We start from the raw sequence: 26,786 nt of genomic DNA, 5'->3' as shown, positions 1-26,786 counted from the left end.
CACTCTTTTGATCATTAAACCAGCATTTTGCCTCGTTTTCAGTTACCAAATATTCATATTGCGTTATTGATTGCATGGTACATGTTAAGCGCGTGGAACTTACCAATTTCAAGTCCTTTGGCGGCACTACCCAAGTCCCTTTGCTACCTGGGTTTACTGTCATATCTGGGCCAAATGGTTCTGGTAAATCTAATATTTTAGATGCACTGCTATTTTGTCTGGGACTTGCTAGTTCTAAGGGAATGCGAGCCGATCGCTTACCGGATTTGGTAAATAACGCCCAAACAGCTAAAGCACGTTCTGCTATTGAAGCTAGCGTCACGGTGACGTTTGATTTGTCAGATGAAATTTCACGCAAAGGCGCAAAGACGCAAAGTGAAGAAGGCGCAGAGGAAAATGAAAATAATTCCAACTCAGCACTTACTACTGAATGGAGTGTAACCAGGAAACTGCGAGTTACACACCAAGGAACTTATACATCGAATTACTATATTAATGGTACAGCTTGTACGCTTACGGAATTGCACGAGGAATTAAATAATCTGCGGATTTATCCTGAAGGCTACAATGTTGTGCTGCAAGGGGATGTCACCAGTATTATCTCGATGAATGCAAAAGAACGTCGGGAAATTATTGATGAATTGGCGGGGGTGGCGGCGTTCGATCGCAAGATTAATCAAGCTAAAGATACTTTAGATGAGGTGAAGGAGAAGGAAGATAGTTGTCGGATTATTGAGACAGAATTAACTGCACAGCGCGATCGCCTTTCTCAAGATAAAGCCAAGGCAGAGAAATATCAAAAGCTGCGTACGGAATTTCTGGCAAAACAATCTTGGGAAGCTGTTTTATCATGGCGTTCTTTGCAAGCACAGCAAGAAAAGTTAGTCGCTGATATTCAATCAGGCGATCGCAATTCTGGCGAACTCACAACCCAACTCACCACTTTAAATTCCCAAATCGCTGAAAAAACTTCTGAACTGGAACAACTCAATGCCCATGTGAAAGCATTGGGAGAAGAGGAACTATTGGCGGTACAATCGATTCTTGCCACCCAAGAAGCAGAACGTAAACAACTCCAGCGTCAGCAAACGGAATTAACCACAGCTTCTACTGAAACTACTAAACGTTTAACGCAAACTCAACAAGAAATTCAACAACACCAACATGCTTTAGGTGAAATTGCTCAAACACAAGTTGTAGAACAGCAATCTATTGTCTATTGTGAACGGCAAAGGGATGAGGCGCGACAAGCGCTTTCTCATTCCCGCGAAGCAGCAGCAGAAATTGCTTCGGCTTCGGAAGCTTGGGTGCAGCAACAAACAACTTTCAACCGTCAAATTGAGACTTTACTGCAAACTCTGGAACCACAACGCACCGAACAAGCACAACTGAGAGAACGCAATACCCAATTACAACAACTTATTCAAGAGCAAACCCAGCTAATTGCAACTTTGGAGCCTCACTTAGCAGAAAAACAAACTGAATGTAGCAAAGTTGAAACAGAATTTAACACATCTAGCGAACCCATCCAAAACTTAGCGCAAAATCTCTCCGCTACAGAACAAGAACTCCAAATCCAACAGGAAACCCAAAAGCGCCTGTTGCAGGAACAACGGGAAAAACAACGCACTTTGGATAAACTAGAAGCACAAGCTCAAGCACAGCAAGAAGTGCAAGGTACCCAAGCTAGTAAAGTCATCTTGCAATCGGGAATGCCTGGTGTTTGTGGGTTAGTTGTACAGTTAGGACGGGTAGAACCGCGCTTTCAATTAGCTTTAGAAATTGCCGCTGGCGGACGCTTGGGACATATAGTGGTAGAAGATGATGGCATAGCCGCCGCCGGAATTGAACTGTTGAAACAAAAACGCGCCGGGAGAGCAACATTTTTACCGCTGAATAAAATTTCTGCGCCGAAATTTACTCAAGATGCAACGCTGCGTTTGGCTCACGGGTTTATTAATTATGCTGTAAATTTAATCGATTGCGATCGCCGTTATAAAGATGTATTCAGTTACGTTTTTGGTAATACGGTGGTATTTTCCACTCTGGAGACGGCGCGGAAAAACTTAGGGCTTTATCGCATTGTCACCTTAGAAGGGGAATTGTTAGAAACTAGCGGTGCGATGACTGGCGGTAGTAATACCCAACGTTCCGCCTTGCGGTTTGGTAATGCAGAAGCCGCAGAATCAGAAGAAGTCGCCGCTTTAAAAAATCGCTTGGTGGATATTGAGCGGATTTTAGAACGTTGTACCGAAGCGATCGCTAATTTGTCAACCAAGACAAAACAACTAACGCAAGAACTCATCGAAGCACGACAAACGCGGCGAGAACAGCAGTTGCAATTGGAACAGTTGCAAAAAGACATCAAGAGTTTGACAGCACAATTAGAAGGAACGCGATCGCAACTTTCCCAAAATAGCCAAAAGTTCGCCACTGCTCAATCGCGTTTGGAGGTATTGGATCGGGAATTACCAGGACAAGAAACTCAGCTGCAACAATTGCGACATAGTTTAGCAGAGTTGGAAGCTTCCCAAACTCCTAGTGAATGGCAGCAAATACAGGCAACCATTAAAAATCAAGAGCAAGAATTACAACAACGCGAGACAGCATTACGGGAAGCAGAGCAAAGATTAAAAAATTTGGAAAATCAGCAGCAGCGGTTGCAAGAGAGAATCCAAGAAGCAGAAGTGCGAATAGCTCAGTATCATCATGAGCAAGAAACCCAGCAAAATCAAATAACTAGCCTCAGCACTCAGCACTCAGCACTCAGCACTCAAATCGCCGAAACCCGCGCAAAGTTGAGTGAAATGGAAAAGAGTTTGGGAGAAGAAAAACAAAAACGCGACGCCACAGAACAAGAATTGCGATCGCATCTTCTACGCCAGCAACAACTGGAATGGGAACTCGAAAAACTCCAAGAAACCCAGATGAAGCGACGTGAGGAATTAGCAGCTTTACAAAATCAGTTGCGTGATCTGGCCGCAGAATTACCTGATCCTTTGCCAGAGGTGCCAGATCAAGTAGACTTAGAAGAATTGCAAAAAGAATTGCGATCGCTCTCTAAACGCTTGCAGGCCATGGAACCAGTGAATATGCTGGCTTTGGAAGAATACGAACGCACCCAAAACCGTCTGCAAGAACTCTCCCAAAAATTGCAGACACTAGAAGCAGAACGCACTGAATTACTTTTGCGGATTGAGAATTTTACAACATTACGGCAACTTGCTTTTAGAGAAGCTTTCGATGCTGTCAATGAAAACTTTCAATCGATTTTTGCTACCCTTTCCGAGGGCGATGGCTACCTGCAACTAGAAAATCCCGAAGATCCCTTTAACAGTGGACTAAATTTAGTCGCACATCCTAAAGGTAAACCTGTACAGCGGCTAGCTTCTATGTCTGGGGGAGAAAAATCACTCACAGCCTTAAGCTTTATCTTTGCCTTACAACGCTACCGTCCGTCGCCATTCTATGCATTTGACGAAGTGGATATGTTTTTAGATGGAGCAAATGTAGAACGATTAGCTAAAATGATTAAACAACAGGCACAACAAGCACAATTTATAGTTGTGAGTTTGCGTCGTCCGATGATAGAATCAGCCGAACGCACAATTGGCGTTACTCAAGCAAGGGGAGCCTATACCCAAGTTTTGGGTATTAAGTTACAATCACCCAATACATCTGCTTGAGTTTTTGTTAATAATAGTGTATAGATAAACCGGATTCGAGATCAGGACTCGGTATAGAATGACCTCTGAACAGATAATTAGGCGATCCGACATATTAAATACCCAGGTGATTACCCGCGACAATGGCAAGCGACTAGGGATCGTGAGTCAAGTTTGGGTGGATATAGATCAAAGGGAGGTTGTGGCACTTGGTTTGCGAGACAGCCTGATCTCTATTTCGGGTCTGCCGCGCTACATGTACCTCAACAACATCAACCAAATTGGCGATGTCATCTTGGTTGATAATGAAGATGTAATAGAAGATATTGAAGTTGAAGCTCTCAGCAGCCTGATTAACTGGGAAGTCATCACAGAAACAGGCGAAGTCTTAGGCAGAGTCCGGGGCTTTAAGTTCAATGGTGAAACCGGTAAGATTTACTCGATAGTGATTGCTTCTTTGGGTGTACCTCAAATTCCCGACCAATTTCTCAGTACCTATGAGTTCTCGGTGGATGAAATTGTCAGCACTGGCCCCAGTCGGTTGATTGTGTTTGAGGGAGCCGAAGAACGGGTACAACAGTTGACAGTTGGTTTACTTGAACGTCTCGGTATTGGCAAAGCGCCTTGGGAACGAGATGCAGATGAGGAGTACGGCTACAGTCCACCCAAAGCAGCTCCAGCAGATAGACAACTTCCCAGTGGAGTGCCATTGCAGCCACCCCAACCGAGAGTTCGCACCCCTGAACCAGTAGCACGGGAAGAGGAGTGGAATGAAGATTATATCGAAGAAGAAAGACCACGGCGCGAAGTCATGAGGGCGCAGCCGTATGAGTCAGTTCGATACGAAGAAGAGGAAGAAGAAGATAACTGGAGTGATGAAACGGTTAGGGACAGGTATCAACCGCCCAAATATGAAGCCCAACCCTACAGCAAGCCATACACCAATGATTACGATGACTATGACGATGTAGATGGTGATGCTTGGGAAGATGCTCCAAAACCGGTGAATATTCCTAAGAAGGTGAAGGAAAGACAGCCAGAATACGAAGAGGAAGGCGGATATTAACTAATTCGTAATTCGTAATTCGTAATTCGTAATTAAACCGGAAAATTACGAATTAGTTTCAAATTACTTTAGCCCTCTCCTGATTTGAAAGGAGGGGGCTTATTTTTTAAACACTGCTTCAGTTCTCATGGTTCAAAAATACAGCAAATAGTACGTAAATACTATAAAATTGCGATCGCGTATCAACAAAACCCCAAAAACCGAAAATTCGTAGTGTGACACTTTAGGGTGCGGAATGTGGGATATAACCTATGTGGTTAAGGCCATACAATATTTTGCAATCGCACTTGTGCAATGTGGATTCAACCCGTCGAACTCACGTTAAACTAGCGATCGCTTCTATGAGTTCTTCAGGATCTATCGGTTTGGATAAGTGCTTTTGAAAACCTGCTGCTAGAGCTTGTTTTTGATCAGATTCTCCAGCATGAGCTGTCAGCGCGATCGCTTTTATCTGTCCACCTTGTTCTTTGGGCCAAGTTCTGATCTGACGGATCAGCGTATATCCGTCCATCTCTGGCATAGCGATATCACACACCAGAATATCTGGCTGAAATTGTTTTAATATCTTTAATGCCTCACTGGCGGATGCAGCAGCTGTCACTTGGGCACCATAATGCCCAATTGTAAACACCAGTAGTTCTCGTGTATCTTGATCATCCTCAACTGTCAGCACTCGCACGCCGCGCAAATTTAACGAGATTTTAGATAAATTTTGATTTTGATTTGGTTTTAGAACTGTAGTAATCTGCGGTAATTTAACCGTAAAGGTTGCTCCTTGGTCTTCTCCTTTACTGTCGGCGTGAACTGTGCCACCATGCATTTCTACAATGTGACGGACGATCGCTAATCCTAATCCTAGTCCACCAAATTTCCTGGTTGTGGCACTATCAGCTTGACGGAAGGTTTCAAACACGTAAGGTAAAAACTCTGGTGTAATGCCCTTGCCTGTATCACTAACTTGAATCTGAGTGTAGTTATTGCTAGACTCTAATTTGATTTGTACTTCGCCAGCAATTGGGGTAAACTTCACTGCATTAGACAGCAAATTCCACACTACCTGTTGCAAGCGACTAGCATCACCCATAAAAGGCTTGACTTCAGGTGCTATCTCAGTGTGAATTTGAATCGCTTTAGCTTCTGCTGCCAATCTGACTGTTTCTTTGGCAGCTGCAATCGTTGCAGCTAAATCAACCAGAGAAATATTCAGCGTTAATTTACCTTGCAGAATGCGGGAAATATCTAATAAATCGCCAATTAGTTGAGTTTGTAATTTGGCATTGCGTTCGATTGTTTCTAAAGCGATCACTTTTTTCTCTTCATCTAATTGGCGAGTCCGTAGCAATTTTACCCAGCCAAGTATGGGATTTAGTGGTGTTCGCAATTCATGAGACAACACGGCCAAAAATTCATCTTTAATGCGGTTGGCGGTTTCGGCTGCTTCTCGTGCAGCTTGTTCGCGTAGGAGTAATTCTTCGCGTTCTTCTTCGGCTTGCTTGCGCTCGCTAATGTCGATGTTAACTCCCAAAAACCGCTCGGCTTGTCCGTTTGTATCTCGGATAATTTGCCCTTTCGATGCTAACCAAATAACTGTGTTGTCTTTGCGGACAATGCGGAACTCATCGTAGTATTCTTTACCTTCAGCTAATACTTTTTCCACGCCTGCCATGATCCGTGGGCGATCGTCAGGATGGATAAAATCAACCCAAGCTTGCACGCCAGGTTCTTCTGTATCTATTTCCAACCCCAAGATATCCCATATTCCCTCCGACCAAGATACCTCACCAGTACGTAGATTCCATTCCCAAGTGCCAATTTTTCCTGCTCTTTGTGCCAGTCGCAGGCGTTGTTCACTTTTTCGCAGCGCTTGCTCGGTTCGCTTGCGATCGCTAATATCACGAGATACAGCAATTACGCCGGCGTTCGTCGAAGATGTTGCCGAAGGCATCGTTTGCTCAGGAGTGTATAGGGGAGCCAAAATATATTCGTAACAATGCAGCCTATCAGCAGCATTATACTCAGTCTCTGCCTTCACGGGTTTCCCCGTCGTCATTACTGTTTCTCGTTGGGTGTCTACCCGACCCATCGTAGCAAACATTTCTGGAGCAAAACCCAGTTCTTGCCAAGTCTTACCTACTATCTCCTCTGGTGTCCAACCTAAAACGGCAGCACCACCTTCACTGACATACTGATAACGACCATCCCGATCAAAAATAAAAATATGATCTACCGAGGCAGAGAGAATCGCATTTAAGATATTGGCTTGATGTTGCACCTGGCTCATCAACTGACGTGTGCGTTCTTCTGTCTGCTTGCGTTCAGTAATATCTAAAAATGCAGCTACTGCTCCTCTAGGATTACCCTGCTCATTAATTAGGGGAGCAGCATAACCAAATAAATTAAATACAACGCCATCACCGCGGACAATATCAACTTCTGTACCTTTGACTTCTGTATTATGAATGGCTGCATAGCGTAGCGGATATTCTTCTGGTGAGAGTTCCTTTCCCTGCCGCAAAATGTTGTAAGATGGACACGGGGCATTAACGGGAGTATGGGAAGCATTAGCTTTGGAAGATAAACCTAAAATTTCAGCAAATGCTGGGTTAGATTTTACCTCCTTAAATTCCATATCTTCGGTGATTAAAATTCCAATGGGAATTAACTCAAATAAGGTTTGCATATTTTGGCTGAGAGAAGCGATCGCCATCTCTCGTGCTTCGAGTGCTGCGGCCATTTCGTCAATGGCTTGCGCCAGTTGACCAAGTTCTCCCGATATATGAGAAAGTCCAGTACGTGTGTTGAGTTGACCACTACCCAAGATCTTGGCTGTTTGCACCAAAGATTTGATTTGTTGGATAAAGAAGATATCTCCACCTACCCAAGCAGCAGCGATCGCTAAAAAGGTAACAGCACCCAAACTAATTAAGTTTCTGAATAATAAACTATTAGCATTAGCAATAACTTCAGACTTGGGAATACCAACCCTAATATATTCATCTGGGTTGAGTGGATTATCACCTAATGGGACAAAGGCAAAAATTCGCCGCATACCATCAAGGCTAGTTATTTCATCCATACCTTCACCCTGAGCATTTTTCATCCTTATGAAAGCATCTGGGCGTAAAGATTTGCCTACCCAAGTTTGTGAATCAGGATAGCGGACTAAAAGTGTTCCTTTGCGGTCAACCACACTCAGTACTGCGCCTTCAGGCATTTTTAATTGCACCGCCAAGTGATTTAACTGAGCTAAATCAAGTGCAGCTACAACCACAGTTTGCACTTGCACTGCTTTGTCTACAACTGGGTAAGCGAAATTTAGAGTAGCTTTTTTAGTCGCGCGACCTATTTGATACTCACCCACTGCAAATTTCCGGGTTTGTAAAGCACGTTGGAAATAACTGCGATTTTTTGCATTCGGCAAGCCAGAGTAGGGAATCCCGGTACAAATTGTGTTTCCTTGAGCATCAAGTACAGCAAAAGTAGCATAAGCTGAATGCTGTTTAAGGATATCAGACAGCAATTGATTACACTCTGCTGAATTAGCCTGACGGACAACTGGCAACTGTGCCAATATCATCAACAGTTGACGGGTTGCTTCTACAACCTGCTTTTGGTTATTAGCCGCCAATCTCGCCAGCTGTAGTGTCTGTTCTCGTGCCTCTGCTGTAGCGGTACGCCGTTGTTCGGAAGCAGTATAAAGAATTAATCCTAGTGCTGGAACAACAGCTAAAAGGACGAGAATTACTAAGCGTATGCGAAGTGTACTGTTTAACCAAGAGCGCATTATATTTAGTCTGGCTTTATACACATAATTTTGAACCAAAATCTCAAATCTGAAATTGTGAGAACTGACGCAGTGATAAGAAAAATTAGGACTTTGGACAAGGGGTGGGGAGAAAAACCTTACACTCTTATCAGTCTAAGCGATAGGTGCAAAACTGCAAATCTAGAGATTGGATCGGGTTCAGAGGTGACGCTACGAACCTCACTAATACCGTTTCACTTTCAAGTTGATACATTGAGGAGGCAGTGCGGTCTTGGGGTGTCCCCCAACGGGAGAGGCAGTCGCTCATGGTTTCTTGACTTGAGCGGACTGCCGTGGAGCTGGGGAAGCTGGGGGGAGTGAACTGTATCAGAAATTTCCTGAATTAAATTTTAAATATTCTTTGAATTAATTACTAAAAATTTAAAATATCTAATGATTCTTGTATTTCTAAATCTAAAAGTCTTTCTCGCGTATCTTTGAGTGCTTCTAATTGACCTTGTTTACGATAGATATCTGCTGCTTTTTGAAAATCTTCAATTGCTCGTTGTTTTTCTTCTAGTTCAGCGCGGACATTACCACGATTATAATAGGCATCAGCATAATTATAATTAATTTTGATTGCCTGATTGTAATCTTCAATTGCACTTGCAAAATCTCCTAACTCATAGTTAGCATTCCCACGATTATAATAAACATCAGCATAGTTGGGATTAATCTGGATTGCTTGCGTATAATCTTCAATTGCACCTTCAAAATCGCCTAAGTCAGAGCGAGCGTTACCACGGTTTTTGTAAGCATTAGCATCATGAGGATTAATTTTAATTGCTTGAGTAAATGCCTGGGGATATGTTAGTAAATAACGAGCAATACCCCGATTTTTATAAGTATTGGCATAATGAGGATTAATATTGATTGCCTGAGTGTAATCTTCAATTGCTCCTTGATTATCTCCTAAATGAGAACGAGCTTCAGCACGGTTTTTATAAACGACTGCAACATTAGGATTAATATTGATAGCCTGAGTATAATCTGCTATTGCTTCTTCGTAATTCCCTAGTTGATAATAAGCCAAACCTCGCTGATTGTAAGATTTAGCATCTTTGATATTAATTTTGATTGCTTGAGAATAATCTACGATCGCAGCCTCATAACCTCCAATCTGATAATAAGCTAAACCTCGTTTATAGTAAATATCAATCTCATGCAAATTCAGTTTTAAAGCTTGATTATAGTTAGTAATAGCATCTTCATATTGTCCATTTTCCAAACAATCATCACCAAGCTTTGCATAATTTATATCTTCTTGGTGTGAATTTCGACGGTTATCTACAACCAAATCTAAAGAAGGTTTAATTAACTGATTATTAAAAGTATATAGCGGTTGTGGCTTGGCGTAAAATTGATTAATTAGAGTTTCCGACTGAGGAGAATTATAATTATCAGAAAATAGGCATTGTTCCAAATAGTACCGCAAGCCACCACCATATAAAAGTTGCTCTATACCAAACGAGATTCTACCAGTTTTCAATTTAATCATTTGTGTCGGCAGAAAGCCAGCCAAAAAAAGGTGATACTCAGATTGTGCTTCATTCACCTCTTCTTGAATTAAAATGCAAACTACAACAGCATTTTTTTCAACTTCTTCCGAACTAATTGACCATCTGACTTTATCGGTAGTACCTTGACGTGATTTTACCTCAATGCCAATTCCGGGATGAGAAGTTAAGGTAAAATCAATCTTGCCATCGCCGCCAAATCTTTTTTCATAATCGACTTCGGTAATAAAATCAGCTAAGCGTTCCTTGACAACTTCTTCACCAAGTTTACCCTTGAGATAACTAATAAAAACGTCACGTACTGGCGAAACACGCTTGTATTTCTCAGCCATTTGCCAGCAAAATGCCCTTAGTGTTTTTAATCTCTCTCCAGAGATGATAGTTAATTCACTGTATTGACCTTCTGTCTCGCAATGCAGCAGACAACCAGACGTTAACCTTTTAATAAAATCAGACTGTAGCGATCGCAGTAAGGTAATCCAGTCCATTGAGAGTTCTGCGAATCTTTTGATGAGATTATTCTATTAAAATATCGATTCGGCGTAAACTCTTAAATTATCTTGGGTGATATTCTCAAAAAATGCTTAATTTATTGTAATTAATCTTTATTTAACTTAATATAATTAACTTTGCAGACAGGGACGTATTAAGACATAGCAGCCTGTTATCAAACATCACTGCTTTTTACAGTGGAATTTGAGTAGTAAATTATTGATAGATTTGTCGGAGTTATTCTATACCATTCACAGTTTTGATACTGGCGAGAATAGCACTCAATATCTCTACATTCTGTATCTGGGCAATCTCTGGTAATATAGTTAGTCCTTCGCTGCCAAATTTTAGTTCTAAACACACTTCAAGACTTTTAATCAGTACTTCTCTTTTTCCCTGTTCAATACCTCTTCTTTCTACGCTGGTAATATACGGCATTTTCTTGTCCTCCTCATATTGAGTTAATTCTTGCCAAAAACTGTTCTCTAAATCTTCAGGTAATCTCATCACCCATGCACTCGTTTTTCATAGACAAATATTCAACAGAAGATTTGAGTAATAAATTATTGATAAATTTGCCGTAGTTCTTCTAAATTATTCACAGTTTTAATACTGGCGAGAATAGCACTTAATATCTCTACATTCTGTATCTGGGCAATCTCTGGTAATATTGTTAGTGCTTCACTGCCAAATTTTAGTTCCAAACAGACTTGAAGACTTTCAATAAGTACTTGTCTTTTCCCTTCTTCAAGACCTTGTTCAATACCTTGTTTAATACCTTGTTCAATACCCCTTCTTTCTACGCTGGTAATATACGGCATTTTCTTTTCCTCCTCATATTGAGTTACTTCTTGCCAAAAACTGTTCTCTAAATCTTCAGGTAATCTCATCACCCAGTCAATAAACCGAAATAAGTTGATGATATCTTCGCGCTGATAACCTTTTTCATAGAGTCGTTTGGTTAAATCAACCTTCCATTGTTTGCGTCTTTGATTATCTTGGCGTGTTTCCTTGGCTTTGAGATGAGCCATTACTACTGTAGCAAAGGGGTTAGAACTTGCTTCTAATTCTGTCCATTGTTGACTATAGTCCAGTAATTTCACAATGGGAAACTTGAATTTGATTTCGCAACCCCATAACTCATCGCTAAACTGATCTGGTTTCCATGTGGGGCGATCGTCACCTAAGACGGCTAGACTAGCTATAGACCGATTGTAACGGTCAAACAGGCGGTAGTGGTAGACGTACATCCGTTGAGCAAAGTTAGTTTCTTCATTACTTTGCACTTCCAGATGAATTAATACCCATCTTTCCTCACCATTAAGTCGCCAAACTTGAACCAGCTTGTCTACAAATCTTTGTCCTAGTTCTGCATCCCGAACTACTTGCTGTAACTCTTTATCCAGAAAAGTATAGCCTCGCTTCCAGTCTATCCCCTCCCCAGCCACAGGAAAGAAAAATTCAATGCATTCTTGAAAGTAGGTTTCTATAGCTTCTTTCCAAGGGCTATCATACTCGTCGTTAGACATTGGGGTAATTTACTTGAGTTTTGCAGATGCAGCCATGTCTGATTATGCCAGAGTTTTGAGGAGTCGGGAGAGTGCGATCGCGCTCTCGATAATAGATGAAATATTAATTAGCCAACAGCGCAAAACTCACCAACTCCAGTTCCCCGCTTGCGAGGAGAGGGCTAATTATTATATGGGTTTTGATGGTGTGTGCGATCGCTTTTGGTGAGGAAGTGCGACTATATAGTACAGGTTTACTACAGATTTCTCACTTTGGCTTTGAATGTAGGTGAATAAATAACATAATGGCGTCCTAGTTAGCGGTCGAGACTTTTGAGGACTAAATGAATACTATTTATATTGATATTCTTTACCAGCTTCAAAGCGATGATTATTTTCAACCTGATCAAGTCAGTTATTATACCTTTTAAATGGCTGTTTAAATTTTTTCAAAAGCAGCTAATCGATGAAATTAATCAGAATATTACACGACAAGAAATTAGCTTGATGAGATCACGTATTACATTTTTAGAAAGCCAAATTAAGGATATGCAGTTTCAACTTCTAGATCTAAAAATTTGCTTACAGAATACTAAACCAAAGGAATGGAGTAGCAAAGCACGAAGGGATTAACAAAAAATAAATTATCCAAATTTTCATAGGGTGCGTTAACGAAGTCACGCACCATCTTAATTTCATCTATTGTGGTGGGTAACTAACCCAACAGTAGATACTTAGCTGCCAAAGAAAAATTCCAAGCAATTAATCTTTTTGATACCCTATACTTAGTTAATTAAAATATTTATAGATTCTTTTGTTACCCTACACCCTTCTCCTGCAACAGTGCATCCGTCCAAGCTGCATCTGCTTCTGACAACGCTGGTACTGGCTGTTGACTGTAATCTACTACCAAATCATAACCGTAGATGTCATATACCTCATTTAACAATGCCTGCAAATCTATAATTGGTTCCGTATCGCTAGAACGCAAAGGTAGGGTAAATGATGGAATTACATCTTGTAAATTAAAGGCATATAAATCAGCATAAGGACGGCGATCGCCACGACATACTAAAATCCGATAGTGACTTTGAATATTATTGCCAATCATCCGCATGGGGTCGCCTTTAGGCAATAAATCAATTTCTACTAAATTGCTGCGACTGGCTAATACTTGTTCGCGTTTTTCTTCATATACCTGCTGACCTTCTTCCACTGTCTCAGGTAAGGGAACTGTCACTGTTTTAGGCGAAACCGTAGGTGCAGCTATGGCTAGATTCGGCATTTGAGCATTTTTTGCTGTCTAAGTCCTGGTTTTAATTTTTTGCCGGATTTTAGAGAATTGGTATAAAATATATTATTATGATATTATTATGGCTAAATTAAAAATAATAGACGCACCCAAAGTAGTACTTGAAAAACTTTTCCAAGTTTCAGTCATTTGGTTACTAGTTTCTGACTAAGATTCCACAGCCATTTTTGTAGTCACAAAAGTCAGTGGTCAGAGCGATCGCAACATAAATCTTTACAATCAGCCCTCTGAATAATAAAAAACCAAAAATTAAGCTATCAGCTGTCAGCAGTCAGTTGACGGCTGAACGCTGATAGCTAATTAAGCCATTTGATTTTCAATCGCCCACCGCGCTAGTTCAGTGCGGTTATGGAGATTGGTTTTGCCCAACATGTTGGACACATGGCTTTCAACAGTTCGCTGACTAACATTTAATTCTTCAGCAATTTCCCGGTTAGCTAAACCCCTGGCTACAAACTGTACTACTTTCAGTTCGGTTGGGGTTAACTGCACATCAAATGGTACTTGAATGCGGGAACCGTTTTCTCCTCCCTTAGCTTGGTGTTCTTTCCAACGGATAGTTTGCTTGAGGGAAGATTCTACTTGTGCTACGAGTTCTTCGGGTTCAAAAGGCTTGACCATATATACATCAGCACCTTTATTCAGCCCTTTCACTCGGTCTGCACTTTGTCCTTTGGCTGAAAGGAAGAGAACGGGAATCCAACCGGTACGTTCGTTTTGCCTGACTTGTTCGACAAAAGTGTAGCCGTCCATTTCTGGCATCATTACGTCACAGATGATCATGTCTGGTACATCTTGTTCTAAGATTTCCAGAGCTTCTCGTCCATTTTCAGCAGTGATGACTTCATATCCTCTGAATTCCAAGTAATCCTTCACCAGCAAGATGAGGTTAGGGTCATCATCAATCAATAGAAGTCGTTTGTGATCTTTCATGCTGGGCTCTTTCATAGCAGTGGCACTTGTCGCGCTTCGGTCCATCAAGGTCTTGAATGGTTATCCTCTATGGTGGATTATTGAGATGTTGTTCTTTTTCCCACTTAACTTGCCTTTGCTTCCTCGAAGTCTCAAAAGTGTTGATTACTTTTTAGGAGACCACTAGCTCATTGGCAGAAGTCCAGTAAGGATACGTAGAGCAGTAGTTTTTATAATGCGCTATTATATATCCCTTTGAAAGCGGCAGGTGGAAAACGTTGATTAAATAATAATCCTTCTAGTTCACACTAGTTCACAAGTAAGTATTGGCTTAAGATGACCCTAGCTGCAAAACAACCCGCGCTTTCATTGGCTTACTGCTTTACTATATCCTTCAGATGTTAAGCCTCTATCAAATGTTCACAAGCAAGTAAGGGAGTTTCCGGCAAAGGATGGGTTAAAAATGCATATTCTTCCACCACCTTATTGCCTATCAAGTGTTCTTGGATGATCCGCTCAATAACTTCCGGGTTTGCTTGGCGATACCAGACACCATCCGGGTAAACAACCATTATCGGCCCAGAACAACAAACTCGCAAGCAATTGGCTTTGGTTCTGAAGATGCAAGTGGGACGACTTTCTTGGGGGCGATCGAGTTTTAGCTCTTTGAGACGCTTTTTTAAGTATTCCCAGGCTTCCACACTAGCTTGTTTTGAACAGCAGTTAGCAACTGTCTGGTCAGCACAAAGAAAAATGTGTCGCTGAATTTTTGCTAGTCCCAGAGTTTCTACACAATTACTTAAGGCTTGATTGTCCGGGGGTTTAGTGGTTTTGGGGATTTGTCGGCTTTTCTGGATCACTGTATTGTTACTCATTGAGCGGCTCCCTGATTACAGTTCTATAACAATTTGCAAGCTTTGCAAACAAACTTGACCATATAAAAATATTCGTAACTTACAGAACAGAACCCGAAAGCTCTGAATAATTGAGTATTCATACTTAAGTGAGCCTGCGATTACCGAGTTCGGGAACCCGTACACAAGCAATTATTGCCATTGGGTGCTGCTCTTCGGTAAATTAGCACTCAGGAGTTGAGAGTGCTAACTCTGGAGAAAATTCTATGGCAGCTGTATCTCTAAGCGTATCTACAGTAAAACCTTTAGGCGATCGCGTATTCGTGAAAGTGAGCGCCTCTGAAGAAAAAACCGCAGGTGGTTTGTACTTGCCCGACACCGCTAAGGAAAAGCCCCAAGTAGGCGAAGTAGTAGCCCTTGGCCCTGGCAAGCGTAATGACGACGGTAGCCGTCAAGAATTGGAAATCAAAATCGGCGATAAGGTGTTGTACTCCAAGTACGCTGGCACCGACATCAAACTCGGCACCGAAGAATATGTACTGCTTTCTGAAAAAGACATTTTAGCAGTCGTTGCGTAATCGTCATTAGTCAGTAGTCAGTGGTCAGTAGCAAATGACAACTGACAACTAACAACTGACAACTAACAACTAATCAATTAACAATAGAACAACTATGGCAAAGCGCATTATCTACAACGAAAACGCCCGTCGCGCCCTAGAACGAGGCATTGACATCCTGGCTGAGGCTGTAGCTGTTACCCTTGGCCCCAAAGGTCGTAACGTAGTCCTAGAAAAGAAATTTGGCGCACCCCAAATCGTTAATGACGGTGTAACCATCGCCAAAGAAATCGAACTAGAAGACCACATTGAAAACACAGGTGTGTCTTTGATTCGTCAAGCTGCTTCTAAAACCAACGACGCAGCAGGCGACGGTACCACCACCGCCACTGTTTTAGCCCACGCGATTGTCAAAGAAGGCTTGCGGAACGTTGCAGCAGGTGCTAATGCGATTTTGCTGAAGCGCGGTATCGACAAAGCTACCAGCTTCCTCGTGGATAAAATTGCTGAACACGCTCGTCAAGTAGAAGATTCCAAAGCTATTGCTCAAGTTGGTGCAATCTCTGCTGGTAACGATGAAGAAGTCGGTCAGATGATTGCCCAAGCAATGGACAAGGTAGGCAAGGAAGGCGTAATTTCCCTAGAAGAAGGGAAATCCATGACTACCGAATTGGAAATCACCGAAGGGATGCGCTTTGACAAAGGCTACATCTCTCCTTACTTTGCAACCGATCCTGAGCGGATGGAGGCAGTATTTGATGAGCCTTTCTTACTGCTCACCGATAAGAAAATTGCTTTAGTACAAGACCTCGTACCAGTGTTAGAGCAAGTTGCTCGTGCTGGTCGTCCTTTGGTGATTATCGCCGAAGATATTGAAAAAGAAGCTTTGGCAACTCTGGTAGTTAACCGTTTGCGCGGTGTACTCAACGTTGCTGCTGTGAAGGCTCCTGGCTTTGGCGATCGCCGCAAAGCTATGCTAGAAGATATCGCTGTCTTGACTGGCGGTCAATTGATCACTGAAGATGCTGGTTTGAAGCTGGAAAACACCAAGATTGATGGTTTAGGTAAAGCTCGCCGTGTCACCATTACCAAGGACAACACCACAATTGTTGCTGAAGGTAACGAAGTTGCAGTTAAGGCTCGTGTAGAACAAATTCGTCGTCAAATCGAAGAAACCGAATCTTCTTACGATAAAGAAAAACTGCAAGAGCGTTTAGCTAAACTCTCCGGTGGTGTAGCTGTGGTGAAAGTCGGTGCAGCTACCGAAACCGAAATGAAAGACAAGAAGCTGCGCTTAGAAGACGCTATCAACGCTACCAAAGCTGCTGTAGAAGAAGGTATCGTTCCTGGTGGTGGTACAACTCTGGCTCACTTGGCTCCTTCTTTGGAAGAATGGGCAAACAGCAACCTCACAGGTGAAGAGTTGATTGGTGCTTTGATTGTCGTTCGCGCCTTACCTGCACCTTTGAAGAGAATTGCTGAAAACGCTGGTCAGAATGGTGCTGTCATCGCTGAACGCGTTAAAGAGAAAGAATTTAACGTTGGCTACAACGCTGCAACCAACGAATTCGTCGATTTGTTAGCCGCGGGTATTGTTGACCCTGCCAAAGTGACTCGTTCTGCTCTGCAAAACGCTGCTTCCATCGCTGGCATGGTGTTGACAACCGAATGTATCATAGTTGACAAGCCCGAACCTAAAGACGGCGCTCCTGCTGCTGGTGCTGGCGCTGGTGGCGACTTCGATTACTAATACTTGATAGTCCCCTGTTTGTAAAACAGCTGCTTCCCTTGTGGAGGCGGCTGTTTTTTTATGGGAATATTTTTGGAATGAGGAAAAAAGAGAGATTTGAGTTACGACAACGCTTGTAAATATTTAGCTGAACAGTACCGGGCTGAGTTTGTCCGCTGGTTGCTTGGGGTAGAAGTGCAAAAAATTGAAGTGTTAAAAACAGAACTTACACTTGAACCAATACGCGCAGATTCCGTAACCTTTCTGCAAGCAGCTAACCAAATTTTGCACATTGAATTTCAAACCTTGGCGACATCTAACCCGCCCCTTAATTTCCGAATGCTTGATTATTCTGTGAGATTGAAACGTCAATACCGATGTTCTGTAACTCAGGTGGTAATCTTTTTGCAGGAAACTAATAACGAGGTAGCTTTCACAGAAGAATATCGAGACGAGACAACAATTCATCACTATCGGGTAGTTCGCCTGTGGGAGCAAGATTCAGCAGTATTTTTAAGCAATTCTGCACTATTACCTCTAGCAACTTTGACACGAACTAACTCGTCGCAAGCTTTACTGGCACAAGTGGCTGAACAAATCGCTACAATTTTAGATAGAGAGGAACGACAAAATATTGCGAGTTGTGTAGAAATTATTGCGGGTTTGCGATTTGATAAAGATTTAATTAGGCAATTATTACGGGAGGATATTATGCGCGAGTCTGTAATTTATCAAGATATCGTTCAAAAGGAAGCATTTAAACTGATTAGTCGTCAGCTTAAAAGGCGCTTTGGTGATATTGATGCATCATTAGTTGAGCAGGTTCGTAATTTATCTGCGGAACAGTTGGAAAATTTAGGGGAGGCGTTATTGGATTTTTCGCAAGTAGCTGATTTAGTAGTTTGGTTAAACCAACAAGAGCAAGCTTAATTCAATCGTGAAAACTGCTATTTGGAAGTTAAATTAGAGGCAACTTTTTATAAAAATATAAATATCTGCATTAGTACCAAGAAGCATCCCTAAAAATTTAGTGAGTTTAACAAACAGATTTTTAATAGTCCACTATTTTTATCATGAATACAACTCTACTTGATTACTAAGAGCGGTTAATAAATTCTTCAGGCTCAATCCCTGCTTGTTTTGATTAGGGATGAGTGGAGTTGACACAACCTTAAATTATATTAGATACAAATGTAGTCTTGTAGTTTTTGGGTGATCGTCTGCTTTATGATGAGGGTGTATTAGCGTTCGCGCAGCGTGTCGCAAAGCAACTCAGCTCACCGTTCGCGTAGCGTCTCCTAGGGAAGATATTACTATGCTTGGTGTTTTAGCCATAAGTCGTTTTTAAAAGCTAAGATAAAAGTGCAGCATTCCATGTTCAACCCATGATCAACCCTAAATTAATGATTGAACCTTCATACTGGTTGGAAACAGGAATAAAACTAGAAAAAGTTAATAATCTTAATCTTTTTAAGTTTACCGAAGAACTACAAGCTCGTTCAGATGAACTGCTAGAACGAAGCAAATCTGGATTAATCACACCAGAAGAAAAAGCTGAATTAGATGGTATATCTGAGTTGGCGCAGATTTTTACCTACGCTAATTCTGTTTTAGCTGCTGAATCAAAATGGTTCCAAACCAATTGATATAAATGATGAACGTCATGGTAATGGGTTCATTCAGAAATCTCGGCGACTTTGGTTGCAAGCTGGTTGGCATCCTCCACAGGCAGATCCGCATCAGGAAACAGAAAATTAATTGAGTGAGAAATGTGCGATCGCCTGCTTTGTTGTGAGGTGCGTTAGCCAAGCTTACCGAATGTATAACTTCTCAGCAATTTTTGGATACTATTACCTCTGGTAAATAAATGCGATCGCCTGCTTTGACAAGTGTTATCTCTGATCTATTCAGGTTTTGTCTTAACAATAACATTATCAAAAAATACAGCTACTCCATCACTATTATCTGGTAATGAGATAACTCCTATTCGTCCATCACTGTAAGAATTATCTTCAAAAATACCGATTCTTTGACCATTAATCCACCAAATTATTCTTTCGCCCTCGCACACAATTCTCAATTGATTCTCATTCTTATTACCTTGCTTGATACTAGTGGAGTAATGCCATCCCACTTTGTCTTCCCAACGCTTACTTGTTGAATATTTACCCATATAAAATTGTCCATTACCTTTAATTAGCAAATAATAAAATTTTTCATCAACCTGATCACTATATCGAGCAACTATACCGAATCCTGCATCGTCAGATCCACTTATTTTCGTGGCGTTTACTGAGAAATCAACATTTTTAATTATCTGATTTTGCTTACCCCAAATAGACAAACTCCAGTTATTTTGAGACTCAGGATGAAATAAACCTCCGCCTGTGATAATTGCTGATGGGTCATGATTCCATTCTTTTGATGGGTATTGAAAATCATCTACAAGTATAGTGTGTGAGAAAAAATCTGTATGATTTTGAAATCTAGGAGTTATCAAGCCAATCGAAAATAATATAAAAGGTATGATAATAGCAATTGTATAGATTTTAGATAAGTAAGAATGTTGTTCTATAAGTTTAAAAGACTGAATCAATCCTATAGCTCCACCAATAAAGCAGCCTAATACTAACCATCCAATTTCTGCTGGTTCGATACCAATCACTCTTAATGGATATGCAGTTAAGTCAGCAGTTATAATAAAAGTTGAACCAATCCAAGCACAAATATTAATTAAAAATTTAATTACAAATAAACTTAATAATAATATTGAAATTAACAATACAGCTTTTATAAACAAAGGCAGAAAAATTACTTTACTTCTGCTCATATATGAATAATTATATATCCGCTGATTATTTGTAATATTTATATTTTGAATATTTTCTCTCAATTCATTTATTCGATTGGAAAAAACTGTTATTTTTAACCCAACTTTGGTTTTAATATAATTCATATAATTTGAATATTTATATAATATAAATATCAAAAGCAGAACTATTAAACTTCCAAATATTGAACATGTTAACTGGATCTCTGGTATTCCTAATATACTCAAATGAATAAATGGAAAAAATTCCAGCCAATAAGAAGATTTGGTTACTTCAGGTGGATATGATAAAAGCCAGCTATCATCTAAGTCTACTGATAGGAATCTTCCTAAAATATGGCGAATTATAAACATAATTAATCCGAGAGGAATACCAATTATAACAGCGGATTTAGCATTAGCAATTATGTCCCGTATGCAGCTTTTTTTAAAATAAACAGGTACTTCAAATTCACCCTGATTAGTTTTTAGAAAAACTTTCTCTTTATACCATCCTGCTTCCAGCGATGTTGTATTTATATTTAAGGAAAACTCTAAGCATGATTCTTCAAATTTAGACGGTGTGATTTGAAGATAATTTTTATTAGTAAAAGCAGTTCCCTTAATTTTTGCGTCTGATGGGTCACAAGTTAGTTGAAATGAGGCAGAAAAGAAATTACTATCATCTCTGAGAACTCCTAAGTTTAATTCAGGTATTTCTACAAGTTTAGCGTATATTATTATGTAGCTTACCTCTATAATAATACGCTTTTCTTGCTTAATATTTTCTAGATTTATCTCTATAAAACCAGAGTATTTTCCTGGTTTTACCTCAATAGTATTCAAATCAATATCAAGTGTTTTATCAATAGATGAATCAAATTTATTATTAACAATTCGCAAGCCAGGTAGATTACCAACAAGGGTTACATTTCCCCATGCAAAACCACGACCTTTATTAACAATATTTAGAGAAAATCTATGTTGAGTTCCAACTGCTACTTCACCGAAGTCTTTATGATTCTGTTCAAAAGCAATTTTCGGATAGGCATCACGTCCTACATGTTCACATAGTGCCCGTACAAAGATTTCCAAACCTTTACGCTTTTCGTGCTGGTAGGAACGCACAATTTCTAGTGACATGTTTGCTATATCTGTCTTAGACCGAAGTAGCCAATCTTTAAAAATTCCATTGAACAAATACTGTTCTGCTATATCTGGATCATTATCACATTCCTCAATCAAATCATAAATAGAAAACAATTTTTTATCTTTAAATATAAATTTATATGGTTCTGAAATTTCTTCTAATTCTCTTGTACGGAGTTCTTGGCTAGCCTGTAAAAAATCGTAATCTTCCCTACTTAAATTCCTTTTGTCTGCCCATTTATGCGCCTTATTTAACTCATCTTTACGCAAAAGCCTCGATTCATCTTGACGGTTGCTTGCTAGCCAAGCTGTGATTTTTTCTCTATAACCTGGTGGTCGTAAATTTGCTAACTCATTGTTAAGCCATTCTTGATCAAAAACATTTTCATAAATACGATTATAGACCTGTAATTTACTATGTTTTTTAACGACCAATCCTGTCAGTCTTAATTCCATCTGTTCGTAATTGTCATTCGCTGATATTCCCTGTTGTTGCAAAATCTGTTGATACAGTCCTAGTAGCTGACTAGCACGTTGTTCATTGCCCAAAATGCGATTGCGTATTGTCTTCAAATGCTCCGGATTATCCTGTGATTCCCAATTTTCGATGATACGCGATCGCACCAATTCTTCAACTCCCGATGCTTCTATACCATTAGGGATGAGCTTACAAAGCTTTTGGGTCAGAAACGGTTGTCCACCCGTCCAATCCAAAATTTCTTCTAGTACTAATTGGGGATTGCTGACTTTTCCCTTTAATCCATTAACTAAAGGCTTAACGTCGTCTTCGTACAAATCAAAGCCTTTTAATTCAATAGCTCGACCTATATTAAACGGTGTGCGTTGTTTATTCTTTATCAAATCTGAGGGAGTCGCCACACCCAACAAGCAGAATGTTAGGCGTTTATAGATTGGTTTATGAACTCGTTGGTTATAGCATGACCGGATCATACTCAAAAAATCATCAGTAGAAAAATTTTTCAAACTCAAAACTGTATCAATTTCATCAATAAAAATAACAATATTTTCTGGAATTTCCTTGAGTAAATTTTCTTCAATAAACTTGCTTAAGTGGTTTACTGGAGACAATGATTCGTGACTATTCCACCAATTATCTAAATCAAAAGTTTCAGATATATTTAAATCTGTAACCAGTCTGTTGATTACGCCGGCGTACCATTCCTTTGGGGTAATATCCGTACCAATTTCGTTCAGGTCAAATGCTGCACAAGTAATTCTGTTTTTCTCCAACTGTTCCATCACTCTTACCCGCAGACTCGATTTACCCATTTGTCGCGAGTTCAGGACATAGCAAAACTCTCCCTGCTTCAAGGCTTGATAGAGTTCCACATCTGCCTGTCGCATTACATATGTGGGGGCATCAGGTGGTAAAGTCCCCCCGACTTGGTATTCGTAGTTTGGTAGAGGATCTGGTAAATTTGCCATAAAGATTACAGCTATAGGTAATCGCAAAAATATTGGCGATACAAGTCACATAGCGGCGTAACACAGTTGCCACTGTATTTCACCAATCTCATATTCCGTAATTTAGATGCTTTACGGATGTCAATTTTAATTGGCGTATTAGCATCAGCTACTTGCTTCATAGCTGTCAGCAATTCTGAATCTTGCTGCAAAATTGATAACTGGTGATATAGATGATCGCCATACAAACCACCATCGGTGGGAGCAATTTGTAATAGTTCTTTCAATGTCATTTCGCGTCGTGCTATTTTATACAGTGCTTTCTTCACCAGCCAAGGATGTCCGCCTACCATTTCCATCAGTTGGGTAACTTGCTGTTCATTCCAACCGAGTTTTAGGTGTTGTACTAAATTCTGCACCTGTCCTTGATTTAACTCTGGTATTTCAACAGCCATCCCTACGTTGAACGGCGACTTATTTTTACCTAGAATGTACTCTTCTTTGGAATAGGCAATGACTAACCGCAGCTTTTTCCAAATCGCCTTACTCTTAGCATTTTCATGCCAAGTTCGCAGCAATGGCAGAAAATCCCCTGCGATCTTTTCATGGGAGAAAATTACATCGACGTTATCCAATCCCAAAATCAAAGAACTGCTGATTGCTGGTAACAAATATTTTTCAAAATAGTTTGTACATTTGCTATTGGCACCCAGCACACCTTGCCAATTTTCAGTTAGGCTATATGGTAGATTCAATTCTCCAGCTATCTTGCCACAAAACCATTGCAAGAAACGTTTTAGACAATTAAATACTTCTTTTTCTGGTTCTTGAAAGTCCACTCGTACTGCTTGATAGCCTTGCTGAGTTCCATAATATAAAATTTGAGTCATTAAGTAAGTTTTGCCCCATTGCAAAGGAGCTTGCAACCGGATTAATGCTCCTGGTTTCTTAATCTCTTTGTAACAATCATTATAAAAAGCCTCATCGAAAAACGGAAATTCGAGTTCTGTGGCTATTTCTGGATACAGCAAACCTGTCAATTCAGGCCAATTTTCTTGCACTGTTGATAGTGGTACAGCTAATCCTCCTTGCTTTCCGTCGAAAGCAGCAATCATCCCAACTACAGCTTGTAGTTGAATATCAAAGACGGGAGAACCGCTATAGCCATCGATGATTTCTTGGGAGTCTGCCATTGTCCGCAACCGTAACATTGGTAGGTTATCAAAATCACTACTATGGTTAGCATCGGTGATACTGCCTTCAATCGTGGCACCTTTTGGATACTCCAAAGAACGCCCATAGCCTATCGAGCGAAATTGATTCCCCGGTTCAAAACTCAATGAGAGAGTTACAACTTTGCCTTGATAACCAGGTAATTGCAATATGGCAAAATCATGACGTTTTTGAGCGCCTAAATAAATTAACTCAACTTTCTGCCCATTGATTCGGACTTTTTCCCAACCACCGACTGACTCAACTACATGGGCGCAGGTAAGTAAATGTCCTGTAGGTGAGATGAAAAAGCCCGTGCCTTGGATATTACCTTCTGGTGTAGCGATCGCCACCGTACAAGCCTTAACTAAATCCCAACTCATGAAAATTTGTTACTTGTTTTCTTCTGGTGTCAATTTCCAAGTTATTTTCACCTTCAGTGATGCCTGCCCAGTGGATTCAACCACATAGACCGAACCTTTAGCAGTAAAATTGACTCCAAACTCAACTTCTGCGCTTACAGGTTGCGATTCTTGCTGCAAGGTACGAAATGCTTTTGTAATGGGACGACACCCGCGAACAATCAAATCTCTAACTGCATCGAAGCTTGCCTCTACTTTTTCCACAGGCAATTCACCAGGAGCTGCAACACGACCCACTGCTGTATCTGGTAACTCAACTGCTACCAAAATCGTGCCGCCATCTTCTGTATTCAGTTCTAAAAGTTTACGAGCCATAATTTAATAAGGGCTGTCAAGTAGTTTTTAAAATAAATTTATTTAAGTTTTTAGGTAAACAATTTTTCTTACGAGAGAATTTACTTAAGGGTAATAACTAAAAAAATTATACTAGTAAACCAGTTTCGCTAAAAATTTACTTTTATTCCTCTACTTTGGCAGCTTTATATGAGTTTACAATCTTCTCGTTCTGACAAAATTTTGGTTGTCGATGACTCTCCTGATAATGTGTTTTTGATCAAAACCATTTTGGAGGAAGAAGGCTACACAATTAGCACAGCAGAAAATGGGATTTCAGCATTGGCACAACTACAAGCATCGCCTTGTGATTTAGTGCTACTGGATTTGATGATGCCTGGAATGGATGGATACGAAGTTACTAGGCGGATTCGTGGGGATATGAAAATGCAGCAATATATCCCCATTTTGTTGATAACTGCCCATGATGCGCCGAATGTGGCACATGGATTAGACTTGGGTGCTGATGATTTTATCCGTAAACCCGTGACAGTAGATGAATTACTCGCACGAGTGCGATCGCTCCTAAGATTAAAGCACAGTATCGATGAACGTGATGAAATCGCCCGCCAGCGAGAAGATTTTGTCTCTCGCCTCACCCACGATTTACGCACTCCCCTAGTAGCAGCCGATCGCATGTTAATGCTATTTCAACAGGGTGCTTTGGGCAGTTTATCACCACAAATGCAAGAAGTGATTACTATCATGGCTCGCAGCAATATTAATTTGCTGACTATGGTAAATACCTTATTAGAAGTTTATCGCTTTGAAGCCGGTCGTAAAACCCTGGCATTTCAACCAGTTAATTTAGCCAAATTGTTAGAAGAGGTAGCTGGAGAACTGACTCCTTTAGCACAAGACAAAGCACTATCCATCAATTTGGATTTTACCGAAGAATCAACCACAATTATGGGCGATCGCATGGAATTGCATCGTCTATTCACTAACCTTGTGGGAAATGCGATCAAATTTACTGAAATCGGTTCGGTGACTATCCGCCTCACTTTTGTACCGTTGACTAGCAAATGCATCAGCTACTCTCAGTTTTCTTTGCCCTCCACGGTTAGTGATTACATTACCATTGAAGTTGCCGATACAGGCTCAGGTATTCCTCCTGAAGAACAAGCCACTTTGTTTGAACGATTTCGTCAAGGTAGCCACAAAAGTTCTGGCAGTGGCTTAGGATTGTACCTTTCTCGCCGCATCGTAGAGGCTCATCACGGTACTATCATTGTCAAGTCTGAGTTAGGTAAAGGTAGTGTATTCATTGTTAGCCTACCAGTTAAACAGTAGGTAACTTATAAGTTATGATTTATGTCATTTTTTCCCTAGATAAATCATAATTTATAAGTTAAACATGTATGAATTGGGAACTCAGCAAAACAGAAAATAATTAATGGTGCGTTATGGACATTAGTCCTAACGCACCACCACATTAAAGCTAATTCAGTCAGCAGTCATCAGTCTTTTGTGTTTGTTTGAACTAGCTAACGGAATTTAGCTTAGTCCCAATCAGGAAATACTTCACCCTGGCCTTCTCCACCAACGCCGATTCCAGTGTGATAGATGTCAGCATCAGTGATATTCATGTTTTCCATTGATGCACCGTACACATTAGAGTCGTAAATTTGAGCGCGAGTAAAATTAACGCTGTTGAGATTAGCTTTCTTAAAATTGACGTTGGTTACCAAAGCTTCTGTTAAGTTAGCTCCTTTCAAATTAGCGTTGGTGAAATCAGCACCTTCGAGGTTAGCTCCAGAGAGGTTCGCACCTTGAAGATTTGCTCCTCGTAAATCAGCACCAATTAAATGAGCGCCACTGAGGTTAACACCTGATAGATTACACCCAGTACATTCCCCAGTTGAAGTTAACCTTTGTAAATCTCGTGAATTCCCAGCGTTGACTGAGCTAATGAAAAAGAGGGGAGCTGCTAAGGCTAAAGCCGCGAATAGCTTGAGTTTCATAATATTCCCCCTTTGCGATTAAATTGCATCCGTTCTTTCCCTCACACTCTTATTA

General features: G+C 40.6%; 19 protein-coding genes. 8 read left to right on the top strand and 11 right to left on the bottom strand.

Features of this window, described 5'->3' with window-relative positions; genetic code table 11:
- Positions 1 to 74 precede the first annotated feature (74 nt).
- Positions 75 to 3,686, top strand: coding sequence for a chromosome segregation protein SMC (gene smc / locus I8748_RS07740; RefSeq protein WP_198124048.1), 3,612 nt, complete (start codon positions 75 to 77; stop codon positions 3,684 to 3,686).
- A 58-nt stretch (positions 3,687 to 3,744) separates the two neighbouring features.
- On the top strand, positions 3,745 to 4,731 hold the full coding sequence (locus I8748_RS07735; protein WP_198124047.1) for a PRC-barrel domain-containing protein: 987 nt from the start codon (positions 3,745 to 3,747) through the stop codon (positions 4,729 to 4,731).
- Positions 4,732 to 5,047: 316 nt separating this feature from the next.
- On the opposite strand, the gene I8748_RS07730 is transcribed toward I8748_RS07735, so the two are convergent.
- From I8748_RS07730 to I8748_RS07715, 4 genes are all read right to left on the bottom strand, one after another.
- Positions 5,048 to 8,515, bottom strand: coding sequence for a PAS domain S-box protein (locus I8748_RS07730; protein ID WP_198124046.1), 3,468 nt, complete (start codon positions 8,513 to 8,515; stop codon positions 5,048 to 5,050).
- Between the two features lie 394 nt (positions 8,516 to 8,909).
- A complete protein-coding gene (locus I8748_RS07725; protein WP_198124045.1) occupies positions 8,910 to 10,541 on the bottom strand; it encodes a tetratricopeptide repeat protein in 1,632 nt (543 codons plus the stop codon).
- Positions 10,542 to 10,782: 241 nt separating this feature from the next.
- Positions 10,783 to 11,052 (bottom strand): hypothetical protein, encoded by a 270-nt coding sequence (locus tag I8748_RS07720; RefSeq protein WP_225896350.1) that lies wholly within the window; start codon positions 11,050 to 11,052, stop codon positions 10,783 to 10,785.
- Between the two features lie 56 nt (positions 11,053 to 11,108).
- Complete coding sequence (locus tag I8748_RS07715) at positions 11,109 to 12,074, bottom strand: RpnC/YadD family protein (RefSeq protein WP_198124044.1); 966 nt, start codon at positions 12,072 to 12,074, stop codon at positions 11,109 to 11,111.
- A 13-nt stretch (positions 12,075 to 12,087) separates the two neighbouring features.
- Here I8748_RS07715 and I8748_RS07710 point away from each other — a divergent pair, with 13 nt between their 5' ends.
- Positions 12,088 to 12,282: a hypothetical protein gene (locus I8748_RS07710; protein WP_198124043.1), complete on the top strand. Its 195-nt coding sequence runs from the start codon at positions 12,088 to 12,090 to the stop codon at positions 12,280 to 12,282.
- A 588-nt stretch (positions 12,283 to 12,870) separates the two neighbouring features.
- Here the strand turns inward: I8748_RS07710 and I8748_RS07705 are convergent.
- The 3 genes from I8748_RS07705 to I8748_RS07695 form a co-directional block, all read right to left on the bottom strand.
- Positions 12,871 to 13,338 (bottom strand): DUF4058 family protein, encoded by a 468-nt coding sequence (locus I8748_RS07705; RefSeq protein ID WP_198124042.1) that lies wholly within the window; start codon positions 13,336 to 13,338, stop codon positions 12,871 to 12,873.
- Between the two features lie 327 nt (positions 13,339 to 13,665).
- Positions 13,666 to 14,343, bottom strand: coding sequence for a response regulator transcription factor (locus I8748_RS07700; RefSeq protein ID WP_017652699.1), 678 nt, complete (start codon positions 14,341 to 14,343; stop codon positions 13,666 to 13,668).
- 335 nt (positions 14,344 to 14,678) lie between these two features.
- A complete protein-coding gene (locus I8748_RS07695) occupies positions 14,679 to 15,152 on the bottom strand; it encodes a (2Fe-2S) ferredoxin domain-containing protein (RefSeq protein WP_198124041.1) in 474 nt (157 codons plus the stop codon).
- 245 nt (positions 15,153 to 15,397) lie between these two features.
- Here I8748_RS07695 and groES point away from each other — a divergent pair, with 245 nt between their 5' ends.
- The 4 genes from groES to I8748_RS07675 all read left to right on the top strand — a co-directional run bounded on the left by groES (position 15,398) and on the right by I8748_RS07675 (position 19,063).
- Complete coding sequence (groES, locus tag I8748_RS07690) at positions 15,398 to 15,709, top strand: co-chaperone GroES (RefSeq protein WP_096558463.1); 312 nt, start codon at positions 15,398 to 15,400, stop codon at positions 15,707 to 15,709.
- A gap of 94 nt (positions 15,710 to 15,803) precedes the next feature.
- A complete protein-coding gene (gene groL / locus I8748_RS07685; protein ID WP_198124040.1) occupies positions 15,804 to 17,438 on the top strand; it encodes a chaperonin GroEL in 1,635 nt (544 codons plus the stop codon).
- A 96-nt stretch (positions 17,439 to 17,534) separates the two neighbouring features.
- Complete coding sequence (locus I8748_RS07680) at positions 17,535 to 18,347, top strand: DUF4351 domain-containing protein (RefSeq protein ID WP_198124039.1); 813 nt, start codon at positions 17,535 to 17,537, stop codon at positions 18,345 to 18,347.
- 455 nt (positions 18,348 to 18,802) lie between these two features.
- Positions 18,803 to 19,063 (top strand): hypothetical protein, encoded by a 261-nt coding sequence (locus tag I8748_RS07675; RefSeq protein WP_225896349.1) that lies wholly within the window; start codon positions 18,803 to 18,805, stop codon positions 19,061 to 19,063.
- Between the two features lie 257 nt (positions 19,064 to 19,320).
- Here the strand turns inward: I8748_RS07675 and I8748_RS07670 are convergent, their stop codons facing one another.
- Genes I8748_RS07670 through I8748_RS07660 form a run of 3 tightly spaced genes read right to left on the bottom strand, consistent with a single transcriptional unit; the run spans position 19,321 to position 24,749 of the window.
- Positions 19,321 to 22,821, bottom strand: a complete 3,501-nt coding sequence (locus I8748_RS07670) for an AAA-like domain-containing protein (protein WP_198124038.1) — start codon at positions 22,819 to 22,821, stop codon at positions 19,321 to 19,323.
- An 11-nt stretch (positions 22,822 to 22,832) separates the two neighbouring features.
- The gene (locus I8748_RS07665; RefSeq protein WP_198124037.1) at positions 22,833 to 24,395 is read right to left on the bottom strand and encodes an AAA-like domain-containing protein; all 1,563 of its coding nucleotides are present in this window, start codon (positions 24,393 to 24,395) and stop codon (positions 22,833 to 22,835) included.
- Positions 24,396 to 24,404: 9 nt separating this feature from the next.
- Positions 24,405 to 24,749, bottom strand: a complete 345-nt coding sequence (locus I8748_RS07660; RefSeq protein ID WP_198124036.1) for a CU044_2847 family protein — start codon at positions 24,747 to 24,749, stop codon at positions 24,405 to 24,407.
- Between the two features lie 168 nt (positions 24,750 to 24,917).
- Here I8748_RS07660 and I8748_RS07655 point away from each other — a divergent pair, with 168 nt between their 5' ends.
- A complete protein-coding gene (locus tag I8748_RS07655; protein WP_198124035.1) occupies positions 24,918 to 26,060 on the top strand; it encodes a hybrid sensor histidine kinase/response regulator in 1,143 nt (380 codons plus the stop codon).
- 209 nt (positions 26,061 to 26,269) lie between these two features.
- Here I8748_RS07655 and I8748_RS07650 read toward each other — a convergent pair whose 3' ends face one another.
- Positions 26,270 to 26,731, bottom strand: coding sequence for a pentapeptide repeat-containing protein (locus I8748_RS07650; protein ID WP_198124034.1), 462 nt, complete (start codon positions 26,729 to 26,731; stop codon positions 26,270 to 26,272).
- Between the last annotated feature and the right edge of the window lie 55 nt (positions 26,732 to 26,786).

The organism is Amazonocrinis nigriterrae CENA67, from assembly GCF_016056305.1.
Classification (GTDB): Bacteria; Cyanobacteriota; Cyanobacteriia; order Cyanobacteriales; family Nostocaceae; genus Amazonocrinis; species Amazonocrinis nigriterrae.
Note: the sequence above shows the minus strand (reverse complement) of the source record. Positions and strands in the feature narration are given on the sequence as shown.